Genomic DNA, 18232 nt, shown 5'->3' with positions numbered 1-18232 from the left:
TAACTTTGTGGGACGGAGTTCGGAATGTTCAGGTTCCTCGTTATGGCCGCAGCCATGACGCTCTCGACCAGTCATGCAGTCGCAGGCGGCCACGGGGGCGGCGACCCTCCTCCGCCGAAGGTCGAGGCGCCGACGGCTCCAGCGAAGGTGATCCTGACCAAACAGGGCCCCAAGCTCGTCGATCTCAACGGCATGACGCTTTATATCTACGAGCGCGACACCACCGGAAAGTCCTCGAATTGCAACGGTAAGTGCACCGAGAGCTGGGTTCCGCTGGCCGCGACGGCCGACGCCAGGGCCGTCGGCGACTTCACCGTGATCAGTCGCGACGACGGCAGCAAGATGTGGGCCTACCGCTATCGTCCGCTCTACACTTCACCCGCTGACAAGGCGCCGGGCGACGCCAACGGCATTGCCACGACGCTGCAATGGCGTGTTGCGCGGCCTGAGAACTAAGCCAAGTAACGGCTGGCGGAAATCAAGCCAGCCGACGGCGCGGCCCTCAACCGCGCCAGCGCGTGCCCGTCTCGGCCTGCGCGTTCTGCCCTGGCGGCAGCACCACGACCGTCGAATTGAGCTTTACCCGGTCGTAGAGATCGATGACGTCCTCATTGCGCATCCGGATGCAGCCGGACGAGATCGCCTGGCCGATATATTCGGGCTGGTTGGTGCCGTGGATGCGGTAGAGCGTGTCCTTGTTGCCGACATACAGATAGATGCCCCGCGCACCGAGCGGATTGGCGGGACCGCCTCGAACGCGCGCCGGATACGGGCCGAGCCGCGCCTGGATGTCCGCCGTCGGAACCCAGTCCGGCCATTCCGCCAGGCGGCCGACCCGCGCGACGCCGGAGAACGCCATGGCTTCCTCGCCGACCGCAACGCCGTAACGGATCGCCTTGCCCTCGGGGAGGACGTAATAGAGATAGCGCGCATCGGTATCGACCAGGATCGTGCCCGGCTGTTCCTTGCGGTGGTAGTCCACGATATGGCGGAGATATTGCTCAGGCACCTTCGCCTGAGCGTAAGGCGTATGCGCGAGCAACTGACGGTCGCGCGGCGTCATGCTCGCATCCGTCGATGGCGAGAGTGTCGTCTGCATACAGCCGCCCAGCGGCAACAAGGCTGCGACGAACAAAACGAGTAGAGATCTTGGCACCGCCGGCCCCCCCGATAGCGGATAGCAGCACCCCCAGCACCGCCACATATCGCCAAAATCGTGCTGAAAACAAGGCGGGAGAGGAACACGTGCGCGTGTTCGATCAACCGGGTTCCATCACCACAAACGGCGGAGGACCGTCGCATCATCTCCATCCCCTCGCCTTGCTTTGGTCAAACCCGGCTGGACTCGTGAGCCACGGGGCTCGGGATGGGCTCACCTCAACCGATCGGCGCCGCGCCAATGCGGACGACCTAGGCTTCAAACACTAGGCTTCAAAGGAGTTGCGATGCTCGCGACGCTGAATGCCAAGCAAATCGTCGATGAGATCGTGAAGGACACGGTCAAGGACAACGACCCCCACGACGCGGTTCAGATCTCTCCCGAGATCGTGCCGGCCTCGCGGTCCACAAGCGCGTCTCCTGCGCTGGCGCCGGAGATCGCGCCGCGTCCGGAACCCAAGTTTACCCCGGAGCCCAAGCTCACTCCGGAGCCCAAGCTCACTTCGGAGCCTAAGTTCACTCCGGAGCCGGCGCGTGCGCCCGAGCCCACCATCAACGTCGTTTACGGAAAGCCCGCCGCGGCACCGTTGGTCGACACGGCTGTCCGCGTCACCTCCAGCGACGGTCCTGCCAGGCAGAAGCGATCCTCGGTCGGCAGGTGGCTGCGCGGTGCGTCCGTCGCGTTCCTGTTTGCCGGCGCCAGCGTGGCCGCCAGCATCGCCTGGGAGAAGCACGGCGAAACGGCAACGCAAATGCTGGCCGAATGGACGCCGGCACTGGCTTCGTTGCTGCCCACGACCTCGATGCTACCTGCGACGTCGCAGACCGCGCCGGTCGCCGCCGCGCAGGCCCCACCGGCCGCAGTGGAAGCCACGGCGGATCAATCAGCCAACCAATCTGCGCCGCCGCCCGCCGCTCAAGTTGCCGCGGTCGCGCCTGCCGCGACACTGCCCGTCGACACAACGCAGTCGGTGCAATCGATGACGCGCGATCTCGCCGCGATGGCGCAGCAGATCGAGCAGCTCAAGGCCAGCATCGCCGAGCTGAAGGCCGGGCAGGAGCAGATGGCGCGTGAGATGGCGAAGCCGCCTGCACCGAAGTCGGCAGCCGAAGCGAAGCCACCGGTCGATCCGCGCGCACGCGCCGCTGCGCTCCCGCCGCAGCCTGCCGCGCCTCCGGTTCGCAAGCCCAAGCCGGCCGTGGCACGGAACTCCATGCCGGCCTCTTCGCCCGCGCCGCTCGCACCTCCGCCGCCGCCATCGCAGGCCGCCGCGGTCCCGCCGCCAGCTGCGCCGGCCACAACGACGCAAGCCGTTGCCGATGACGATGGACCTATCGTGCGTCCGCCAATGCCGCTGCGTTAGAGCATGATCCGGAAGAGTGTGCAGCGGATCTCCAAAAAGACCATGCTCAAGACAGCAACCTGAAGCGCGATGACGATTGGTCCTGATTTCATCGCGCTCTAAAGCATGATCCGGAAAAGTGCGCAGCGGTTTTCCGAAAAGATCATGTTTAAACAACAACCTAAAGCGCGATGACGATTCATCCTAATCGCATCGCGCTTTAGGCAATGCCAGGCGACAGCACGACGTCGCGATCTCGCGCACGCTGTCCGAGTCGATGTGATCCGTTGAGTCCGGGCGACTACGGGAAGCGATGCCTCGCTCGTCTTCCGTACAAGAGAAAAGGCCGTCGGGATCTATGCCGCCGGCCTTCTCGTGCAGCTGCCGGTTCCCGGAGCCCGGTTCTGCTGCAATTCCATGCCTCATGGTCGCGCAGCCATATTTAATAAAATGTTAACGCACTCACATGCTGCACATCATTTCTGCGCCATAAGCTCAGAGATTGCGCGGCCTGTTCATTCGGCAGCTATCGACTCAGTGGTATCATCCGGGATGTGTTGAGACTTGCACTGAAGCTCAGATCGTCACACGGGGAAACTCAGATGCCCTACTACTCTTTCGATCTTGTGGTTGGTGAAGAGTTCAAGAACCAGGGGGGAATCATCCTCGAAGACATCGAGGTTGCCTCCGATCGCGCCGATCAGCTGGCATGCGAGCTGTCGCAGGTGAAGCCGGAGCTGCAGCACAAGGGTTGCGCGGTGCGCGTCACCGATCGCGATCACAACGAGCTCTATCGCACTCCGCTCGATCCGGTGCCGGCCTGGCAGCGCTAAGCACAGCGTGTTCAAGCGAAGTGGATGCCGGTTCGCGTTGAGAAACGCGTCAAACCAAGACGTCAAAGTTGGTTCCGACGAAATCGGAACGATCTTTACTCTTCAAGCGTCGGCGGCTCGAACCAGTTCGTCAGCGACAATCCGCCGTCAACGACGAAGGCCGCGCCGGTGACGTAAGCGGAAAGCTTGTTCGACAGCACCGTGAGCGCCATCGGCACGAGGTCCTTGGCCTCGCCGAGACGCCCGAGCGGAATGTGCCGCGCCAGCGCGGGATCCGCAACGAAACCACCGGCCGCGATCGCGCCGGGCACCAGTGCGTTGACGCGGATATCGTGGCGGCCAAACGTCTTGGCCAACTCCTTCACCAGCATCGCCAGCCCCGCCTTCGCCGTCGAATAATGCGGCAGGTTGCGCGGGGTGCCGGCATGCAGCGAGGTCAGAAACAAGAACGAGCCCGGTCGTTTCGCCGCGATCAGCCGTTTTGCGAGCTCACGCCCCAGGTGAAAGCCCGCGTCGAGATTGACGGCATGCATCTCCTGCCAGGTCCTGCGATCGACCCCGAGGGCATGATCGGCCTCCCGCCGCGGCGGCGAGGCGCTGTGGACGAAATGGGTGACCTCGCCCAGCGCCGCATGTGCGGCAGCCAGCAGTTCGTCGCAGGCCTCGAGCCTGGCGAGATCGCCGACCCAGGGCACGGCCAGAGCGGGCTGCTCGCTGGCGCCGATCGCGGCGTGCACCCGCTCCGCGCTCACATCCGCGAACATGGTGCGGACGCCCTCGCCGACCAGGGCCTGCGCGATCGCGCGGCCGATGCCATTGCCCGCGCCGGTGACGAGCGCGGTGTCGCGTGCTGGATCGAACGGCGTGCTGAACAGGCTCATGTCGTGCTCCGAGGCTGGGGAGCGGCAGGTTAGCCCACCGCCTGGACCGACGACAATTGCGCCGCGCGCCATTGCGGAGCGGCGCGACGGACGCTAGCCTCTCAAAAAACGGAGGAGGTTCCAGGGATGCGCACCGGTTTTCTGATGACGGGCCTGTTACTGCTGGCTGCACCGGCCCAGGCCGCCGACGCGCCGCCGCGGTCGATCTATGTGACCATGGTCTTGCAGGCCTTCGCAGCCAAGGTCGAGTGCCCCCCAACACGGACCTCGTCTATCAGGACCTGGTGCAGAAGGCGCAGCAGATGCACCTGCCCGACGGCACCACCGAGAAGGTGCGCAAGGCGATTGCCTGGATGCACACCGGCGGCAAGCTGGGCGAGAAGCAGGACGATGATTTGATGGCCGAGGTCGCGGTCGCGACCCAGGCCACCGACATGGACCAGCGCCGGCTCGGCATGCCCGGCTGGTGCGAAGCCCAGAAGACCAACCTCGCCGGCCTGATCCGCGGCAAGGGCGGCTAGCGAGCCGGGGCTTTCGCCGCATTAAGCACTCGCCGCATTAAGCACTCCGCGACGGAACCACTGCTCCGGCCCAAAATCGTCACAATCCTCGAAAGCATGCGACCTCTTCGAATTCGAACAGGAGGTCCTCATGCGGAGTATCCATTTCGTTTTCGCCGGCGCGATTGCGGCCGCCACGGTGCTGGTTGCGCCCGTACAGGCGAGGAATTCCGACGCCCAGAAAGGCGAGGAAAAATCCACCTCGTCCTCATGCAGTGCCTATCAGCAGGCGCCGGACGGCTCGTGGGAGCCACTCCCCTGCAAGGAGACACGCGAGCGCGGGCAGCCACAGACACAGAACCGCACGTCGCCGCAAGGCAGCGATCGCGGGGAGCGTTGAAGACGCTCGCGCTTACGAATGTCAGCTCTGATGCGGGCCGCGCATGATCTTCATGGCGTCCACGATGTGACGCCACTCCCTGGCCTCTTCGGTCTCACCGCGGCCCTCGCAGGCCTGGGCCTGCTCGGCGGCCTTCGCGATTGCAGCAAGACCGTGCTGTTCGAACATCTGCCGGGCAACGGTATGAACCTGGACCTCGGACATCATGGGCGGTCTCTCGCTCGAGGGGACTGCGGTGCAGCACGCAACTGCCACCGCGGGTGTCTCACAACGATCGAGGCCCCGAGCTCGTTCCGTCCCGTCGATGTAAGCAAGACAAAGGCGGCCCGCCATGCCCGGCGGACCGCCTTCTCACCCACCCAAAACCGGGAGTCCTCGGCCGCGGAACCTTACGCGACCGCCACCTTCTTGCGCTCGAAATCGTTGGGCACCTCGATATCGACCTCCAGGGTCGAAACCTCGTCGCCGCGATCGAGCCGGACGATGACCTTGGTCGGGTCCAGCGTCACATGCCTGGACACGACGGCCAGAATTTCCTCACGCAGCACGCCGAGCAGATCGGGCTGGCCGCGCATTCCGCGTTCATGGGCAAGCAGGATCTGCAACCGTTCGCGCGCGACCGGTGCAGTGGCCTTGTTGCCGCGGAGAAGCCGAAGCAAACCCATGCTCATGCAGCCCTCCGTCGCAGCAGGCGATCCATGAAGCCCTTGCGCTCGGCCGGCACCTGCATGGCGACCGTCTCGCCGCACAGCCGCCGCGCCGCGTCGATATAGGCCCGTGCCGGCGCGCCGTCCGCATTCGACAGCGTCACGGGCGAGCCGACGTTGGAGGCGCGCAGCACGTCCTGGCTCTCCGGGATGATGCCGAGCAACGGCGTTGCCAGGATCTCGAGGATGTCGTCGATGGTCAGCATCTCGCCGCGCGCGGCGCGGGAGGGATCGTAGCGGGTGATGAGGATGTGCTTCTCGACGCGCTCGCCCTTCTCGGCCCGCACGGTCTTGGAATCGAGCATGCCGATGATGCGGTCGGAGTCGCGCACCGAGGAGACTTCCGGATTGGTGACGATCACGGCCTCGTCGGCAAAGCGCATCGCCATGGAGGCGCCGCGCTCGATGCCGGCCGGGCTGTCGCAGATCACCCAGTCGAAACGACTGCGCAGATCGGCGATGACCTTGCCGACGCCCTCTTCCGTCAAAGCGTCCTTGTCGCGGGTTTGCGAGGCCGGCAGCAGCCACAGATTCTCCAGCCGCTTGTCGCGGATCAGCGCCTGCGGCAGCTTCGCGACGCCCTGCACCACGTTGATGAGATCGAACACCACGCGGCGTTCGGCGCCCATCACGAGGTCGAGGTTGCGCAGGCCGACGTCGAAATCGACGACGACGACCTTGTCGCCGCGCTGCGCGAGCGCTGCTCCCAGCGCGGCGGTCGTCGTGGTCTTGCCGACCCCGCCCTTGCCTGATGTCACGACCAGTACTTTGGCCATCTCAATTATCTCCTTCTGGTCAGTTCAGCGCGGTAATTCGCATGGTATTGCCTTGCAGGAAGGCCTGCGCGGGCCGGCCGCGCAAGGCCTCGTCGATGTCGTCGGCGGTCTGATAAAATCCATCGATTGCAAGCAGTTCGGCTTCGATCTTCTGACAATAGATGCGCGCGCTGGTGTGACCGTTCACGCCCGCCATGGCGCGGCCGCGTAGCGCGCCGTAGACGTGGATGGAGCCGCCGGCAACGACCTCGGCGCCGGACCCGACCGAGCCGAGAATGGTGACGTCGCCTTCCGGGAAGATCACGGTCTGGCCCGAGCGCACGGGATTTTCGAGGAGCAACGATGTCGGCTTGGTCTCCACTTTCACGTCGGCCTTCTTCGGCGCGCTCGGCTCGACCACGCAGCTGCGCCCGCCCGACAAGAGCGGCGGCATCCCGGAGGTCAGCCGGCCCTCCTCCACGCCCTCGATGCCGAGCACGCGGATGTTGCGGTCCTGAAGGCTGGTGAGCAGATGGCCGATGCCGGACTGGCTGAGATCGACCGAGGACAGGTCGATCACCACGGGCCGGCCGGCGAAGAAGCCCGGCGAACGCGCGATGGTGGCATCGATCTCCTGCAGCCAGTCCTGGATCGGAACCGTCGGCGTGAACACGAAGGCCACATAGGAGCGCCCGCGCAGGCGCACCATTTGACGTTGGACTTTTGCTGCAGCCTGCATAGCGGCCGACTCGTTCCCTGTTATTGAATGGTTAACGATGCGGCGGATATGGTTAACGGTCGGTTAATGTCTCCGTGGGGTTGCGTGGGGACCTGAACTGGTTGGACCGTCGTTGTCGTGTCCGGACACGCGCTGCGACGCACAACTCTGCTGCGCATGGCGCGCCCAAGCCGGTCACGCACATCGCCAACATGGGCCCGGGCCCGGCTCCGCAGCGCACCGTCAGGACCGCTACGCTGGGCCACGAAGACGAAAGTCAGGCGTGCTCGCTTGAACTATGAGTGCAGCAGTCACGCGGAAGCGGCCGTGGAGACGGCGCACGCCCGCTGCCCTCGCATGTCGCGCCATCCATGTGATTGCAGGACCCCTCACCCGGATTGACACGGTCGTGCCATCTGGTTTCGATGCGCGTCCCGCAGACGGAGCCGATCATGTCAATTCAGTCTTCCATCAGACGCAAGACAGCCCCGGACATCCGCGCCCGCAAGCAAGGCGAGCCGGTCGTCATGCTGACCTCCTATCATGCGCACACGGCAGCGCTGGTGGATCAGCATTGCGACGTCATTCTGGTCGGCGATTCCCTTGGCAACGTCATGCACGGCTTCGAGACGACGGTGCCGGTCACGCTCGACATGATGATCCTTCAGGGCGCTGCGGTGATGCGGGGATCCAGGCGGGCGCTGGTCGTGGTCGATATGCCGTTCGGATCGTATGAAGCTTCCAGAGAGCAAGCGTTCAACTCCGCGGTACGGATCATGAAGGAAACGCAATGCGGCGCGGTGAAGCTTGAAGGCGGCGTGCGCATGGCGGAGACGATTGCATTCCTGTCCGGGCGTGGCATCCCGGTGATGGGTCATATCGGCCTTACGCCGCAATCCATCAACACGCTCGGTTCGTTTCGCGCCCAGGGGCGCAACGAGATCGACTGGGGGCCGATCGAGGACGATGCGAAGGCGGTCGCCGATGCCGGTGCGTTCTCAGTCGTCGTTGAAGCCGTGGCCGAGCCGTTGGCGCGCAAGATCACGGAAACGATCGCGATCCCCACCATCGGGATCGGCGCGAGCGCGGCCTGCGACGGCCAAGTGCTCGTGCTCGAGGACATGCTTGGGCTCTCGCCACGAACCCCTAAATTCGTTCGGCGCTACGGCGATCTCGGTCCGGCCATCGAAGCGGCGGTCGAACGGTATGCCGCCGACGTGCGGTCGCGTGCCTTTCCCGGGCCGGAACACGTCTACGACATGAAGAAGGGCTGACGCAGCTAGCAGTCAAGCGCCGCTCACTTCTTCACCTTGCTCGCATCCATCTTGATGTTCGGATCCAGCATCTTCGTTGTGAACGCCGTCGTCACGTCAAACGGCTTCTCCATGCCGAGATAAGTGTGGACGAGGTCGTAGTCCTTCTTCATCCGCTCGCCGTCGATCCAGCCGAGACCCTTGGTGGTCGTGAACTCGTCCGTCATCAGGAACTTGATGCGCTCCCACTGGCGCTCCTGGTTGGCCCGGTCGAGCCCCGAGACCTGCGCGAGCAGCGCGTTCAGGCACGGAGCCACGTCGGCGACGCATGCCGCGAAGGCTTTCTGCGTGACGCGCACGAAGTCTTCGACGACCTTCGGGTTCTTCTGCAAGTAAGCGCCGTTGACTATCAGGGAATTGCCGTAAGGGTTGAGCCCGATGTCCTTCCAGTTGACGTAGCCGAGATCGCCGCCGAACTCGATGACCTTCAGATCGTGCTCGTTGTAGAAGTCGCTGATGATATCGACCGTGTGGCTCTTCAGTGCCGCGATCTTGGCGGTCGGCCCGACATTGACGAAGCCGACGGAGTCGGGCGCAAGCCCCGCCGCCTTGGCGAAGGCCGGCCACATCACGCGCGAGGCATCGCCGGGCGGATTGCCGATCTTGTGCCCGGCGAAATCCTTGACGCCATTCACGCCATAGCTCTTCAGCCAGTAGAAAGTCTGGCCTGTATTGGCATAGACGCTCATCACCGCAACCGTGTCGGCGCCCTTGCTCTTGGCTACCAGCATGGTGGCGAGATCGGCGACGCCGAAGGGCGAGCCGCCGGAGCCGACCTTGGCCGCGGAGACGCCGGAGCCCTTGCCGGTCTCGATGGTGAGGTCGATGCCCGCCTTCTCGTACCAGCCCTGCGCCTTGGCGTAATAATACGGCGAGTGGTCGGCCGTCGGCGTCCAGTTCAGGATCAGATTGACGGCCTCTCCCGCATGCGCGGGCATCGCCGTCGCACCGAGCGCCAGAGCCAACACCAGGGCCGAGCCCGCCGCCTGCAAACGCTTCATCGCATCTCTCCTCGTTGCCGCGACCCGGCTTGTCGCTCTCCCCTTGTGAGGATACCAATGCAACAAGCCCGCCCTCCACTTGTCAACTGTTTGGTTGGAAATGCCCGCAAAACGATCTGGCGACACCGTGCCGCAGCGCCGCGACCCCGTCGCCACCCGCAGGAAGCTCCTGACCGCGGCGCGCCAGGAATTCGCCCGGCACGGCTTTGCGGGCGCCCGTGTCGACGAGATCGCCGAGCGCGCCGGCGTCAACAAGCAGCTCGTCTACCACTATTTCGGCGACAAGGACGCGCTCTACCTCGCCGTGCTCGAATGGGTCTATGAGGACATCCGCGAGCAGGAGCGCAGGCTCAATCTCGAAGGCCTGCCGCCGGAGAACGCGATCCGCAAGCTGATCGAGGCGTCGTTCGATCACCTGGCGGCAAACCCTGATTTCATCGTGCTTCTGAACGACGAGAACCGCGGCGGCGCCCGTCATGTCCGCGGCTCGACCCGGCTCGAGGCGATGCACTCGCCGCTCGTCAAAAGCGTCTCCCACATCCTCAACGAGGGGGTGCGATCTGGCGTATTCCGCAAGGGGATCGATCCCGTCCAGCTCTACATCTCCATTGCGGGCCTCAGCTATTTCTTCTTCTCCAACACGCCGACGCTGTCGGCGATCTTCGGCAAGGACCTGTCGAGCCGGGCCCAGCGGCGCGCCCGCCGCCGGCACGTCGCCGACCTCGTGCTCCAGTCGCTCCGGCCCTAATCAACCAACTGGTTGAAACTTCCCTCGAGTCCGGCTAGGCTCGCGACACGCAGCAGGGTGGCTGTCGGCAACAGGGAGCATGCGGTGGCAGGAGACGGGGCACGCACCTCGCGCAGCTTTGCGATCATCCTGATCGTGCACCTCGCCGTGCTCGTGCTGTGGCAGGTCGCGGTCGATGCCTTCCAGGTCCCGAAATTCATCCTGCCCTCCCCGCTTGCGACAATTCAGACGTTGGGGACCACGGGCTATTCCTGGGGCGCCAACACGCTGGTGACGGCGATCGAGATCCTCGGCGGCTTCGCGCTCGGCGCATTCGTCGGCGTCGCGCTTGCCGTGATCTTCAGCTGGGCACCGCTGCTCAGCCTCGTGCTGCTGCCGCTGTTCGTCACGCTGAACATGATTCCGAAGGTCGCGCTCGGCCCGCTCTTCATCGTCTGGTTCTCCTACGGCATCGTGCCGAACATCCTGATCGCCTTCAGCATCTGCTTCTTCCCGATCCTGCTCACCACCGCGCGCGGCCTGCGCGAAGTCGAGCCGGACCTGCTCGATCTCGTCAAATCGCTGCGCGGATCGCGCTGGACACTGTTCCGCAAGATCCAGCTGCCGGGATCGCTGCCCTACATCTTCTCCGGGATGAAGGTCGGCGCAATCCTCGCGGTCGCCGGCGCCATCGTCGGCGAGTTCATCGCCTCCGAGCGCGGCCTCGGCTACCTCATGATCCAGGTGCAGTCCTCGCTCGACACGCCCGCGATGGTGATGGCGGTCGTGCTGCTGACGCTGCTTGGTGTCGCTCTCTACGGCCTGGTCCTCGCCCTCGAACGCATGTTCGTGGTCGGCGACGCCAGGCAGACCTGAAGACCAAGGACGACGTACCCATGCTGCTCACCCGCCAGACGCTGCCGAAGACCATCCCTGACATCGCGGCACTCGACGATCTCCTGTGCCGGCCGAGCCAGGCGCTGATCGACGACCTCAAGAAGGTCGAGGGCGACATCATGATCCTCGGCGTCGCCGGCAAGATGGGCCCGACGCTGGCGGGACTTGCGAAGGCCGCCGCGCCCGACCGCCGCATCATCGGCGTCGCCCGCTTCAGCGACGCCGGCGCGAAGGACTGGCTGCACGCGCGCGGGATCGAAACGATCAACTGCGACCTGATGGACGAGAAGGCGATCGCGGCGCTACCCAAGGCGCCGAACATCGTCTTCATGGCCGGCCGCAAGTTCGGCGCCGAGGGCGATCTGTCGCTGACCTGGGCGATGAACGCGCATGTGCCGGCGCTGGTCGCGCAGGCCTTCCCCTCCTCGCGCATCGTGGCGTTCTCGACCGGCTGCATCTATCCGTTCGTGCCGGTCGACGGCAAAGGCTCGAGCGAGGACATGGCGCCGAACCCGCCCGGCGAATACGCCCAGTCCTGCGTCGGCCGCGAGCGCATGTTCGAATATTTCTCGCACAAATTCGGCACGCCGGGGCGCCTTTTCCGCCTCAACTACGCGATCGACATGCGCTATGGCGTGCTGCACGACATCGCGACGAAAGTGCTGACGGGCACTCCGATCGACGTCAGCCTCGGCCATGTCAACTTCATCTGGCAGGGCGATGCGTCCTCCCAGGCGCTGCGCTGCCTCGCGCATTGCACGACGCCGACCTCGCCGATCAACGTCAGCGGCCACGAGATCCTCGCGGTGCGCGATCTCGCGGCGAAGTTCGGCGCAAGGTTCGGCCGCGCGCCGGTGCTGACAGGCAAGGAAGAGCCGACGGCCTGGCTGACCGACACGTCGAAGGCGGTCGAACTGTTCGGCCTGCCCGTCGTTGACACCGAGCAACTGATCGCCTGGACCGCGGATTGGGTCTCTCGCGCCATGCCGAGCCTCGGCAAGCCCACCAAATACGAGGTGCGCGATGGCCGCTACTGACGGTCCGCGCATCGTCCGGCTCGGCGTCGAGGACGCCGCCGCCGGCCTTGCGCTCTCGACCGAAGCGCACTGGAACCAGACGATCGAGGACTGGCGCTTCTTCTTGAGTGAAGGCGTCGTATTCGGCATCCGCGACGGCGCACGGCTGGTCGCGACTGCGGCCCTGCTGCCCTATTCCGGCAACAATGCGTGGATCAGCATGGTGCTGGTGACGGCAAGCCACCGCCGCCGCGGTCTTGCCACGCAACTCGTCGATGCCTGCCTCGAGGCGGCGCGCAAGAACGGGCTGACGTGCTGGCTCGATGCGACGCCCGACGGCGCCAAGGTCTACGGCCCGCTCGGCTTCACCCCGACCTCGCAGTTGCGCCGGCTGAAGCTGGTGAAATTCACGTCCGCGTCCGGGCAGGCGCCGTCAACCGCAACGCTCGACGCGCTTCGCGATCGGGACCGGCGCGCGACCGGCCTCGACCGCACCACCCTGCTCTCCGCTTTCGCGCGGCGGCCTGGCTCGCGCATCGTCTCCGCGAACGGCGCCATCGCGCTGGTGCGGAACGGCCGAGCCGCGTGCCATATCGGCCCGTTGTTCGCCGATCACACCACAGCCGCGCTGATCCTGGTCAGTGCGATCGCGCGGTCGCAGGACGGACCGCTCCTGCTCGACGCCGTCGCGTCGCAAGCCGCATTCCTGGACGGATTGACAGCGTCCGGCTGGACCATCGAACGACCCTTCCAGCGCATGCGTCTCGGCCCCGCCACCGCCATGGCCGAGGAAATGCCATTCGCCGTCGCCGGCCCCGAATTCGGATAGGACATCATGCACCACAGCCAGATCAACAGCGAAATCCGCAAGCTGATCGCCGACGGCACCGTGCTGCCGGCGCATCCCCTCGCGCTCACCGCCGAGCGACAGCTCGACAAGACGCATCAGCGTGCGCTGACGCGCTATTACATCGACGCCGGCTCGGGCGGCCTTGCCGTCGGTGTGCACACCACGCAGTTCGCGATCCGGGACGTCGGCCTCTACCGTCCCGTACTCGAGCTCGCCGCCGAGACCGCCGCAAGCTGGACCAAGCGTCCGCTCGCGATGGTCGCAGGCCTTGCCGGCCCGACCTCCCAGGCGATCACCGAGGCCCGCACTGCACGCGACATCGGCTATCATGCGGGCCTGCTCAGCCTCGCCGCGATGAAGAGCGCCTCCGAGGACGAGATCATCGCGCATTGTACCGCCGTGGCCGCCGAGATTCCGCTGGTTGGCTTCTATCTTCAGCCGGCCGTCGGCGGCGTCGTCCTGTCGAGCCGGTTCTGGCAGCGCTTCGCCTCGATCGACAACGTCATTGCGATCAAGATCGCACCGTTCAACCGCTACCGTACGCTCGATGTTCTGCGCGGCGTCGCAGCCGCCGGAGCGCTCGACCGCGTCGCGCTCTACACCGGCAATGACGACCACATCCTGCTCGACCTGATGCTGCCGTTCGATCTCCGCGACAAGGGCGTCACCACGCGCACCTATTTCAAGGGCGGCCTGCTCGGCCACTGGTCGGTATGGACCGCGAGCGCCATCCAGCAGTTCGAGCGCTGCAAGGCGGCGCGACACAGGGACAGCGTGCCCGCCGACCTGCTGGCGCTCGATTCCCGCGTCACCGATTGCAACAGCGCCTTCTTCGACGTCGCCAACAATTTCCTCGGCTGCATCGCCGGCTGCCACGAAGTGCTGCGGCGCCAGGGCTTGATGAAAGGTTTGTGGTGCCTCGATCCCGACGAGGGCCTCAGCCCCGGCCAGAAGGAGGAGATCGATCGCGTCTGCCGCGAGCATGCCGACCTCAGCGACGATGCTTTCGTCGCCGCGAACTTGAACAAATGGCTGGCATGAGCTCGGACCCCTTCATCAGCCTGCAAGGCGTCCGAAAGGTCTATCGCAGCGGCGGCGCCGAGTTTCTGGCGGTGTCCGACGTCACCATGGACGTGCAGGAAGGTGAACTCGTCTCGCTGGTCGGCCCGTCCGGCTGCGGCAAAACGACGGTGATGAAGATCCTGGCGGGCCTGCATGACGCCGACGGCGGCACCGTGAGGATAGGCAATGACAAGAGCCCGTTCGATCCGACCCGCGATATCGGCATGGTGTTCCAGCAGGCACTGCTGCTGAAATGGAGGACCATCCTGGACAACGTGCTGCTGCCGGCCGAGATCGTCGGCCTGCCGATGAAAGCCGCGCGCGAGCGGGCGCGCGATCTGCTCAATCTGGTCGGCCTTGCCGGTTATGAGCAGAAATATCCGCAACAGCTTTCCGGCGGCATGCAGCAGCGCACGGCGATCGCGCGCGCCTTCATCCACGATCCGAAATTGATCCTGATGGACGAGCCGTTCGGCGCACTGGACGCGCTGACGCGCGAGCAGATGAATTTGGAGATGCTGCGGATCTGGCGCGAGAGCGGCAAGACCATCATCTTCGTCACGCATTCGATCCAGGAAGCCGTCTTCCTGTCCTCGCACTGCGCCGTGCTGACGGCGGGCCCGGCGAAGATGGCCGACTATTTCGCGATCGACCTGCCCTTCCCGCGCGATCTTCCGCTGAAGACGACCGATGCGTTCGGAGCCTATGCAAGGCGGATTTATGCGAAACTGGGGCTGGGCGCGGCGTAAGTCGCCACACGAAAATTCTCGTAGGGTGGGCAAAGCGGAGCGTGCCCACCATTGCAAGTGAAGTACGTGATGGTGGGCACGGCGCAAGTGCGCCTTTGCCCACCCTACGGGAGCGCGGCGCAATCGCAGCACCGCACTCCCCTCACGTCAGCTCTTGTTGCGCATCTTGCTGAGCAGATAATTGTCGTAGAAATTCTCCGCGATCTGCGTGTAGAAGAGCAGCTCCTTCATATACGCGTCGTGGCTCTCCTTGGTCCGCTTGAACAGGTCGCTCTTGGCGGCGAGCTCGTTCAGATGGTCCTGGGTCGCGTTGTAGCAGGCCTCCAGCACCGGCTGCGGGAACGCTTTCAGCTCAGTGCCGCTCGCGATCAGCCGCTTCAGCGCAGCCGGGTTCACGCTGTCGTATTTCTCGAGCATCCAGGCACCGGCCGCCGCGCCCGCCTGGTTGACGATCGCCTGATACTGCTTGGGCAGCGAATTCCACTTCTCGTCGTTGACGATCATGTGCAGCATGGCGCCGCCTTCCCACCAGCCGGGGAAGTAGTAATATTTGGCGACCTTGTAGAAGCCGAGCTTTTCGTCGTCATAGGGACCGACGAACTCGACCGCGTCGATCGTGCCCTTCTCCAGCGCCGGATAGATATCGCCGCCCGCGATCTGCTGCGGGACGACCCCGAGCTTTGCCAGCACGTGGCCACCCATGCCGGCGATGCGGAATTTGAGACCCTTGAGATCGTCGACGGTCTTGATCTCCTTGCGGAACCAGCCGCCCATCTGGGTGCCGGAATTGCCGCAGAGGATGGCGTGCGCCTTGAAGGGCTTGAGCGCCTCGTTGGTGAGGTCGGCGCCGCCACCGAAGTGCCACCACGACTCCTGATGGCGATGGTTCATGCCGAACGGCGCGCCGGTGGCATAGGCCAGCGCCGGCTCCTTGCCGATGTAGAAATAGAGCGGGGTCTGCGCCATCTCCACCGATGCGGTGCTGACGGCATCGAGCGCCTGGAGGCCGGGCACGAGCTCGCCCGCCGAGAAGGTCTGGATCTGGAATTTGTTGTCGGTGGCCTCAGCGACGTATTTCGCGAAGGTCTGCGCCGTGCCGTAGATGGTGTCGAGCGACTTGGGGAAGCTCGAGGTCAGGCGCCATTTGATCTCGGGCGCGCTTTGCGCGATCGCAGGTGCAGCAACCAGCGTCGTCGCGCCGGCGACTGCGCCGCCCTTGAGGAACGTACGGCGTTTCATGATGGGGTCTCTCCCTTGAAGCAAGTTTCAAACAAATGGCGTTGCGACGGTCTTCGCGGACCGTTTGCCCGTTCCTATAGCGGAGTTCAAGTTGCGAGGAGAAGGCTTTGCGGAGCTCTCAGAGCAGCTTGGCGCTGACGAATAATGCGCGCACGGCGTTGGTCGCCTGCACCGCCAGCATAGCGTTACCGGCGGCGCCTTCCAGGGCCGCGACTGCGTCCTCGTGCAGGGAGCGAAATTCCATCCACTCGACCGACTTGAAGTTGGTGAGGAATTGATAGGCCTGACCGACGGTCGCGATCGCCAACGTGTCACCGTTCAGCTTGATCTTGAACGTCGTGCGCAGCGGGGTTTCGGAACTTGATGCATCACTCATGGGCTGCTTCTGGGCGAGGACGGCTTAACGAAGGGGAAACGGCAGCCCCGCCGTCGCAGGCAAGGTCAGGAATTGGTGCTCGCGCGCTGCGAAGCGGTCGCCGTCCCGCGCAGGCTCGGCACCACGACCAGGCGGTTGAACTCGCCACTGTCGTAGGCCTTCAGGAAACGGTCATAGTCCTTGATCGAGACGCAACCGTTGGAATCGCCGCGCGGCCCGAGCAAGTAGTTGTGCGTGAGCAGACCGACGCGGCCAAGCGCACTGGTGCCCTCAGTCGGCGTCATGCGCAGGGCCCGGACGCCGTGGAACAGCTTTTCGCGCGGCTTGAGGTCGTAGGTTGCCGGCGGCGTCGCGCCGACCATCCGCCGGTCGACGTGGTCGGGGTCGTCCATCAGCGCGCCCAGGCCGGAATGGGCCTCCAGCGCCACCCCGCTCGGCAGATAGACCGCCTTGGCCGAGATGTCGTAGACCGCGGTTCGCGAGTCGTAGCCGAGGGAGGCGAGATCCGGCGCCTTTGTCAGCAGCCCGCTATCCGGCGTCAACGAAGCCAGCTTGATCTTGTCGGTGAATCTTTCGAAGAAGTTGCGGTTGTCGGCCCTGGAGCCGGTATCGGCATAGGCCTGACTGGAGGCGATCTGGGCGGCCAGATCTGCCTGGACCGGACGCGAGCGCGGCATCGGGATGGCGTCGGCGCGCTGCGAGGGCCTCGCCTCTTCGGCTGCAGACTGTTCGTCATCGGTCAGCATCGAGCGCCAGTCGTCGCCCTGAAGCCTCTGGGCGAGCATCGCCTTGGCATCTCGCAGCTTGAGCTGGACCGCATTCACGGCGGAACGCTCGAACGCCCGCAGGCCGAACTCGCGGGCCGGCGGGCTGCCGGAGGCCGACGCGAAACGGTCCTCGAACGAAGGAGCATTGGCCGGCGGCAACGCGGCGGAGACCAGCGGGGTCGAATCGCCGATATCAGAAACCCACGCGGCGACGCCAAGCGCCAGCGCGACCGCTGCCACAGACAGTAAAATCGTCTCGGCCCGCCCCACACGGCGGCGCGACAACAGCCTCTCGGCGTTTGCTGCGTCGGAAACCATCGGATCCCCAAATCGACCCCGGGGGTGCCCACCCCCACCCGGAGACTCTATACCAGCTACCACATTGGGAGCCAAAAGTTAGGCATAATCGCGGCCGGCAAGCCTCCCAAAGGTATCCAATGACCGATCTCTTCGATCTCAACCGCTTTGTCCGGGCCCAGGACCCGGTCTATCGCGACGTCCAGGCCGAACTGGCCCGGGGTCGAAAGCAGACTCACTGGATGTGGTTCATCTTCCCGCAGGTCGCAGGCCTCGGCTTCAGCGCCATGTCGCAGCGCTATGCCATCGGATCCCGCGCGGAGGCCAAGGCCTATCTCGCCCATCCCGTCCTCGGGGCGCGCCTGATCGAATGCACGAGGCTCGTGCTCGCCGTCGAGGGACGGACCATCAACGCGATCCTGGGCGCGCCGGACGACGCCAAATTCCGCTCGTCGATGACGCTGTTCGGCGCCGTGTCCGACGAGCCGATCTTCGATCAGGCGATTACCCGATATTTTGCGGGTGAACGCGACGGCGCCACGCTTGAGATCCTGTCGCGGCTCGACCGCGCATCCGGCTGAATTGGCCGCCAGGGAGCGTAACCCGAGATTAACACGGGGTATTTATTGTCCGTGCAAATTTA

The 18232-nt window shown here is 64.9% G+C and carries 22 protein-coding genes and 1 pseudogene; 13 read left to right on the top strand and 10 right to left on the bottom strand.

Translation table 11 applies throughout. The features are described from left to right. Positions 1–24 precede the first annotated feature (24 nt). Positions 25–456 (top strand): hypothetical protein, encoded by a 432-nt coding sequence (locus tag ABIA42_RS12100; RefSeq protein ID WP_131868394.1) that lies wholly within the window; start codon positions 25–27, stop codon positions 454–456. A 46-nt stretch (positions 457–502) separates the two neighbouring features. Here ABIA42_RS12100 and ABIA42_RS12095 read toward each other — a convergent pair whose 3' ends face one another. Continuing rightward, entirely contained in the window at positions 503–1099 is a 597-nt protein-coding gene (locus ABIA42_RS12095; RefSeq protein ID WP_271530500.1) for a L,D-transpeptidase, read from the bottom strand. A gap of 346 nt (positions 1100–1445) precedes the next feature. Here ABIA42_RS12095 and ABIA42_RS12090 point away from each other — a divergent pair, with 346 nt between their 5' ends. Continuing rightward, on the top strand, positions 1446–2522 hold the full coding sequence (locus ABIA42_RS12090; RefSeq protein WP_370113448.1) for a hypothetical protein: 1077 nt from the start codon (positions 1446–1448) through the stop codon (positions 2520–2522). 581 nt (positions 2523–3103) lie between these two features. Further along, positions 3104–3334, top strand: a complete 231-nt coding sequence (locus ABIA42_RS12085) for a hypothetical protein (RefSeq protein WP_035676244.1) — start codon at positions 3104–3106, stop codon at positions 3332–3334. A 95-nt stretch (positions 3335–3429) separates the two neighbouring features. Here ABIA42_RS12085 and ABIA42_RS12080 read toward each other — a convergent pair whose 3' ends face one another. Further along, the gene (locus ABIA42_RS12080) at positions 3430–4215 is read right to left on the bottom strand and encodes an SDR family NAD(P)-dependent oxidoreductase (protein WP_271530497.1); all 786 of its coding nucleotides are present in this window, start codon (positions 4213–4215) and stop codon (positions 3430–3432) included. Positions 4216–4341: 126 nt separating this feature from the next. Between ABIA42_RS12080 and ABIA42_RS12075 the strand changes: the two are divergent. Both ABIA42_RS12075 and ABIA42_RS12070 read left to right on the top strand, forming a co-directional pair. Beyond that, positions 4342–4736 (top strand): annotated as a pseudogene (locus ABIA42_RS12075) (hypothetical protein). A 130-nt stretch (positions 4737–4866) separates the two neighbouring features. Then, positions 4867–5115, top strand: a complete 249-nt coding sequence (locus ABIA42_RS12070) for a hypothetical protein (RefSeq protein ID WP_271530495.1) — start codon at positions 4867–4869, stop codon at positions 5113–5115. A 21-nt stretch (positions 5116–5136) separates the two neighbouring features. Here the strand turns inward: ABIA42_RS12070 and ABIA42_RS12065 are convergent, their stop codons facing one another. The 4 genes from ABIA42_RS12065 to minC form a co-directional block, all read right to left on the bottom strand. After that, positions 5137–5322 carry a hypothetical protein gene (locus ABIA42_RS12065; protein ID WP_271530494.1) on the bottom strand — a complete coding sequence of 62 codons (186 nt, stop codon included), beginning with the start codon at positions 5320–5322 and terminating at the stop codon, positions 5137–5139. Positions 5323–5504: 182 nt separating this feature from the next. Next, positions 5505–5786 (bottom strand): cell division topological specificity factor MinE, encoded by a 282-nt coding sequence (gene minE / locus ABIA42_RS12060; protein ID WP_271530493.1) that lies wholly within the window; start codon positions 5784–5786, stop codon positions 5505–5507. Beyond that, positions 5783–6598: a septum site-determining protein MinD gene (gene minD / locus ABIA42_RS12055; RefSeq protein WP_271530492.1), complete on the bottom strand. Its 816-nt coding sequence runs from the start codon at positions 6596–6598 to the stop codon at positions 5783–5785. The genes minE and minD overlap by 4 nt, the downstream gene beginning before the upstream one ends. A gap of 19 nt (positions 6599–6617) precedes the next feature. Further along, the gene (gene minC, locus ABIA42_RS12050; protein WP_271530491.1) at positions 6618–7316 is read right to left on the bottom strand and encodes a septum site-determining protein MinC; all 699 of its coding nucleotides are present in this window, start codon (positions 7314–7316) and stop codon (positions 6618–6620) included. A 431-nt stretch (positions 7317–7747) separates the two neighbouring features. Here minC and panB point away from each other — a divergent pair, with 431 nt between their 5' ends. Continuing rightward, a complete protein-coding gene (panB, locus tag ABIA42_RS12045) occupies positions 7748–8569 on the top strand; it encodes a 3-methyl-2-oxobutanoate hydroxymethyltransferase (protein ID WP_271530490.1) in 822 nt (273 codons plus the stop codon). Positions 8570–8592: 23 nt separating this feature from the next. Here the strand turns inward: panB and ABIA42_RS12040 are convergent, their stop codons facing one another. Continuing rightward, the gene (locus tag ABIA42_RS12040) at positions 8593–9609 is read right to left on the bottom strand and encodes an ABC transporter substrate-binding protein (protein WP_370113453.1); all 1017 of its coding nucleotides are present in this window, start codon (positions 9607–9609) and stop codon (positions 8593–8595) included. A gap of 100 nt (positions 9610–9709) precedes the next feature. On the opposite strand from ABIA42_RS12040, the gene ABIA42_RS12035 reads away from it, so the two are divergent. From ABIA42_RS12035 to ABIA42_RS12010, 6 genes are all read left to right on the top strand, one after another. Beyond that, positions 9710–10357 (top strand): TetR family transcriptional regulator, encoded by a 648-nt coding sequence (locus ABIA42_RS12035; RefSeq protein ID WP_370113455.1) that lies wholly within the window; start codon positions 9710–9712, stop codon positions 10355–10357. 84 nt (positions 10358–10441) lie between these two features. Then, positions 10442–11212, top strand: coding sequence for an ABC transporter permease (locus tag ABIA42_RS12030; protein WP_370113457.1), 771 nt, complete (start codon positions 10442–10444; stop codon positions 11210–11212). Between the two features lie 20 nt (positions 11213–11232). Next, entirely contained in the window at positions 11233–12270 is a 1038-nt protein-coding gene (locus ABIA42_RS12025; protein ID WP_370113459.1) for an NAD-dependent epimerase/dehydratase family protein, read from the top strand. Continuing rightward, positions 12257–13078, top strand: coding sequence for a GNAT family N-acetyltransferase (locus ABIA42_RS12020; RefSeq protein ID WP_370113461.1), 822 nt, complete (start codon positions 12257–12259; stop codon positions 13076–13078). The genes ABIA42_RS12025 and ABIA42_RS12020 overlap by 14 nt, the downstream gene beginning before the upstream one ends. A 6-nt stretch (positions 13079–13084) precedes the next feature. Next, positions 13085–14140: a dihydrodipicolinate synthase family protein gene (locus ABIA42_RS12015; protein ID WP_370113463.1), complete on the top strand. Its 1056-nt coding sequence runs from the start codon at positions 13085–13087 to the stop codon at positions 14138–14140. After that, positions 14128–14910 carry an ABC transporter ATP-binding protein gene (locus ABIA42_RS12010; protein WP_370113465.1) on the top strand — a complete coding sequence of 261 codons (783 nt, stop codon included), beginning with the start codon at positions 14128–14130 and terminating at the stop codon, positions 14908–14910. The genes ABIA42_RS12015 and ABIA42_RS12010 overlap by 13 nt, the downstream gene beginning before the upstream one ends. A gap of 147 nt (positions 14911–15057) precedes the next feature. Here the strand turns inward: ABIA42_RS12010 and ABIA42_RS12005 are convergent, their stop codons facing one another. The 3 genes from ABIA42_RS12005 to ABIA42_RS11995 form a co-directional block, all read right to left on the bottom strand. Then, on the bottom strand, positions 15058–16149 hold the full coding sequence (locus tag ABIA42_RS12005) for a TRAP transporter substrate-binding protein (RefSeq protein WP_135169532.1): 1092 nt from the start codon (positions 16147–16149) through the stop codon (positions 15058–15060). Positions 16150–16267: 118 nt separating this feature from the next. Then, positions 16268–16525, bottom strand: coding sequence for a hypothetical protein (locus ABIA42_RS12000; RefSeq protein WP_172788535.1), 258 nt, complete (start codon positions 16523–16525; stop codon positions 16268–16270). 65 nt (positions 16526–16590) lie between these two features. Next, positions 16591–17610 (bottom strand): DUF2778 domain-containing protein, encoded by a 1020-nt coding sequence (locus ABIA42_RS11995; RefSeq protein ID WP_370113468.1) that lies wholly within the window; start codon positions 17608–17610, stop codon positions 16591–16593. Between the two features lie 119 nt (positions 17611–17729). Here ABIA42_RS11995 and ABIA42_RS11990 point away from each other — a divergent pair, with 119 nt between their 5' ends. Then, positions 17730–18170 carry a DUF1810 domain-containing protein gene (locus tag ABIA42_RS11990; RefSeq protein ID WP_271530482.1) on the top strand — a complete coding sequence of 147 codons (441 nt, stop codon included), beginning with the start codon at positions 17730–17732 and terminating at the stop codon, positions 18168–18170. Positions 18171–18232: the final 62 nt, after the last annotated feature.

It is taken from the genome of Bradyrhizobium sp. USDA 327 (assembly GCF_041262065.1).
Classification (GTDB): Bacteria; Pseudomonadota; Alphaproteobacteria; order Rhizobiales; family Xanthobacteraceae; genus Bradyrhizobium; species Bradyrhizobium liaoningense.
Note: the sequence above shows the minus strand (reverse complement) of the source record. Positions and strands in the feature narration are given on the sequence as shown.

Excerpts from the sequence above, each read along its gene's own strand:
- ABIA42_RS11990 (WP_271530482.1), top strand. The coding sequence starts at position 17,730 with ATGACCGATCTCTTCGATCTCAACCGCTTTGTCCGGGCCCAGGACCCG.
- ABIA42_RS12025 (WP_370113459.1), top strand. The coding sequence starts at position 11,233 with ATGCTGCTCACCCGCCAGACGCTGCCGAAGACCATCCCTGACATCGCG.
- ABIA42_RS11995 (WP_370113468.1), bottom strand. The coding sequence starts at position 17,610 with ATGGTTTCCGACGCAGCAAACGCCGAGAGGCTGTTGTCGCGCCGCCGT.
- ABIA42_RS12040 (WP_370113453.1), bottom strand. The coding sequence starts at position 9,609 with ATGAAGCGTTTGCAGGCGGCGGGCTCGGCCCTGGTGTTGGCTCTGGCG.
- ABIA42_RS12020 (WP_370113461.1), top strand. The coding sequence starts at position 12,257 with ATGGCCGCTACTGACGGTCCGCGCATCGTCCGGCTCGGCGTCGAGGAC.
- minD (WP_271530492.1), bottom strand. The coding sequence starts at position 6,598 with ATGGCCAAAGTACTGGTCGTGACATCAGGCAAGGGCGGGGTCGGCAAG.
- panB (WP_271530490.1), top strand. The coding sequence starts at position 7,748 with ATGTCAATTCAGTCTTCCATCAGACGCAAGACAGCCCCGGACATCCGC.
- ABIA42_RS12000 (WP_172788535.1), bottom strand. The coding sequence starts at position 16,525 with ATGAGTGATGCATCAAGTTCCGAAACCCCGCTGCGCACGACGTTCAAG.
- minC (WP_271530491.1), bottom strand. The coding sequence starts at position 7,316 with ATGCAGGCTGCAGCAAAAGTCCAACGTCAAATGGTGCGCCTGCGCGGG.
- ABIA42_RS12035 (WP_370113455.1), top strand. The coding sequence starts at position 9,710 with ATGCCCGCAAAACGATCTGGCGACACCGTGCCGCAGCGCCGCGACCCC.
- ABIA42_RS12090 (WP_370113448.1), top strand. The coding sequence starts at position 1,446 with ATGCTCGCGACGCTGAATGCCAAGCAAATCGTCGATGAGATCGTGAAG.
- ABIA42_RS12015 (WP_370113463.1), top strand. The coding sequence starts at position 13,085 with ATGCACCACAGCCAGATCAACAGCGAAATCCGCAAGCTGATCGCCGAC.
- minE (WP_271530493.1), bottom strand. The coding sequence starts at position 5,786 with ATGAGCATGGGTTTGCTTCGGCTTCTCCGCGGCAACAAGGCCACTGCA.
- ABIA42_RS12100 (WP_131868394.1), top strand. The coding sequence starts at position 25 with ATGTTCAGGTTCCTCGTTATGGCCGCAGCCATGACGCTCTCGACCAGT.
- ABIA42_RS12065 (WP_271530494.1), bottom strand. The coding sequence starts at position 5,322 with ATGATGTCCGAGGTCCAGGTTCATACCGTTGCCCGGCAGATGTTCGAA.
- ABIA42_RS12085 (WP_035676244.1), top strand. The coding sequence starts at position 3,104 with ATGCCCTACTACTCTTTCGATCTTGTGGTTGGTGAAGAGTTCAAGAAC.
- ABIA42_RS12095 (WP_271530500.1), bottom strand. The coding sequence starts at position 1,099 with ATGCAGACGACACTCTCGCCATCGACGGATGCGAGCATGACGCCGCGC.
- ABIA42_RS12070 (WP_271530495.1), top strand. The coding sequence starts at position 4,867 with ATGCGGAGTATCCATTTCGTTTTCGCCGGCGCGATTGCGGCCGCCACG.
- ABIA42_RS12010 (WP_370113465.1), top strand. The coding sequence starts at position 14,128 with ATGGCTGGCATGAGCTCGGACCCCTTCATCAGCCTGCAAGGCGTCCGA.
- ABIA42_RS12005 (WP_135169532.1), bottom strand. The coding sequence starts at position 16,149 with ATGAAACGCCGTACGTTCCTCAAGGGCGGCGCAGTCGCCGGCGCGACG.
- ABIA42_RS12080 (WP_271530497.1), bottom strand. The coding sequence starts at position 4,215 with ATGAGCCTGTTCAGCACGCCGTTCGATCCAGCACGCGACACCGCGCTC.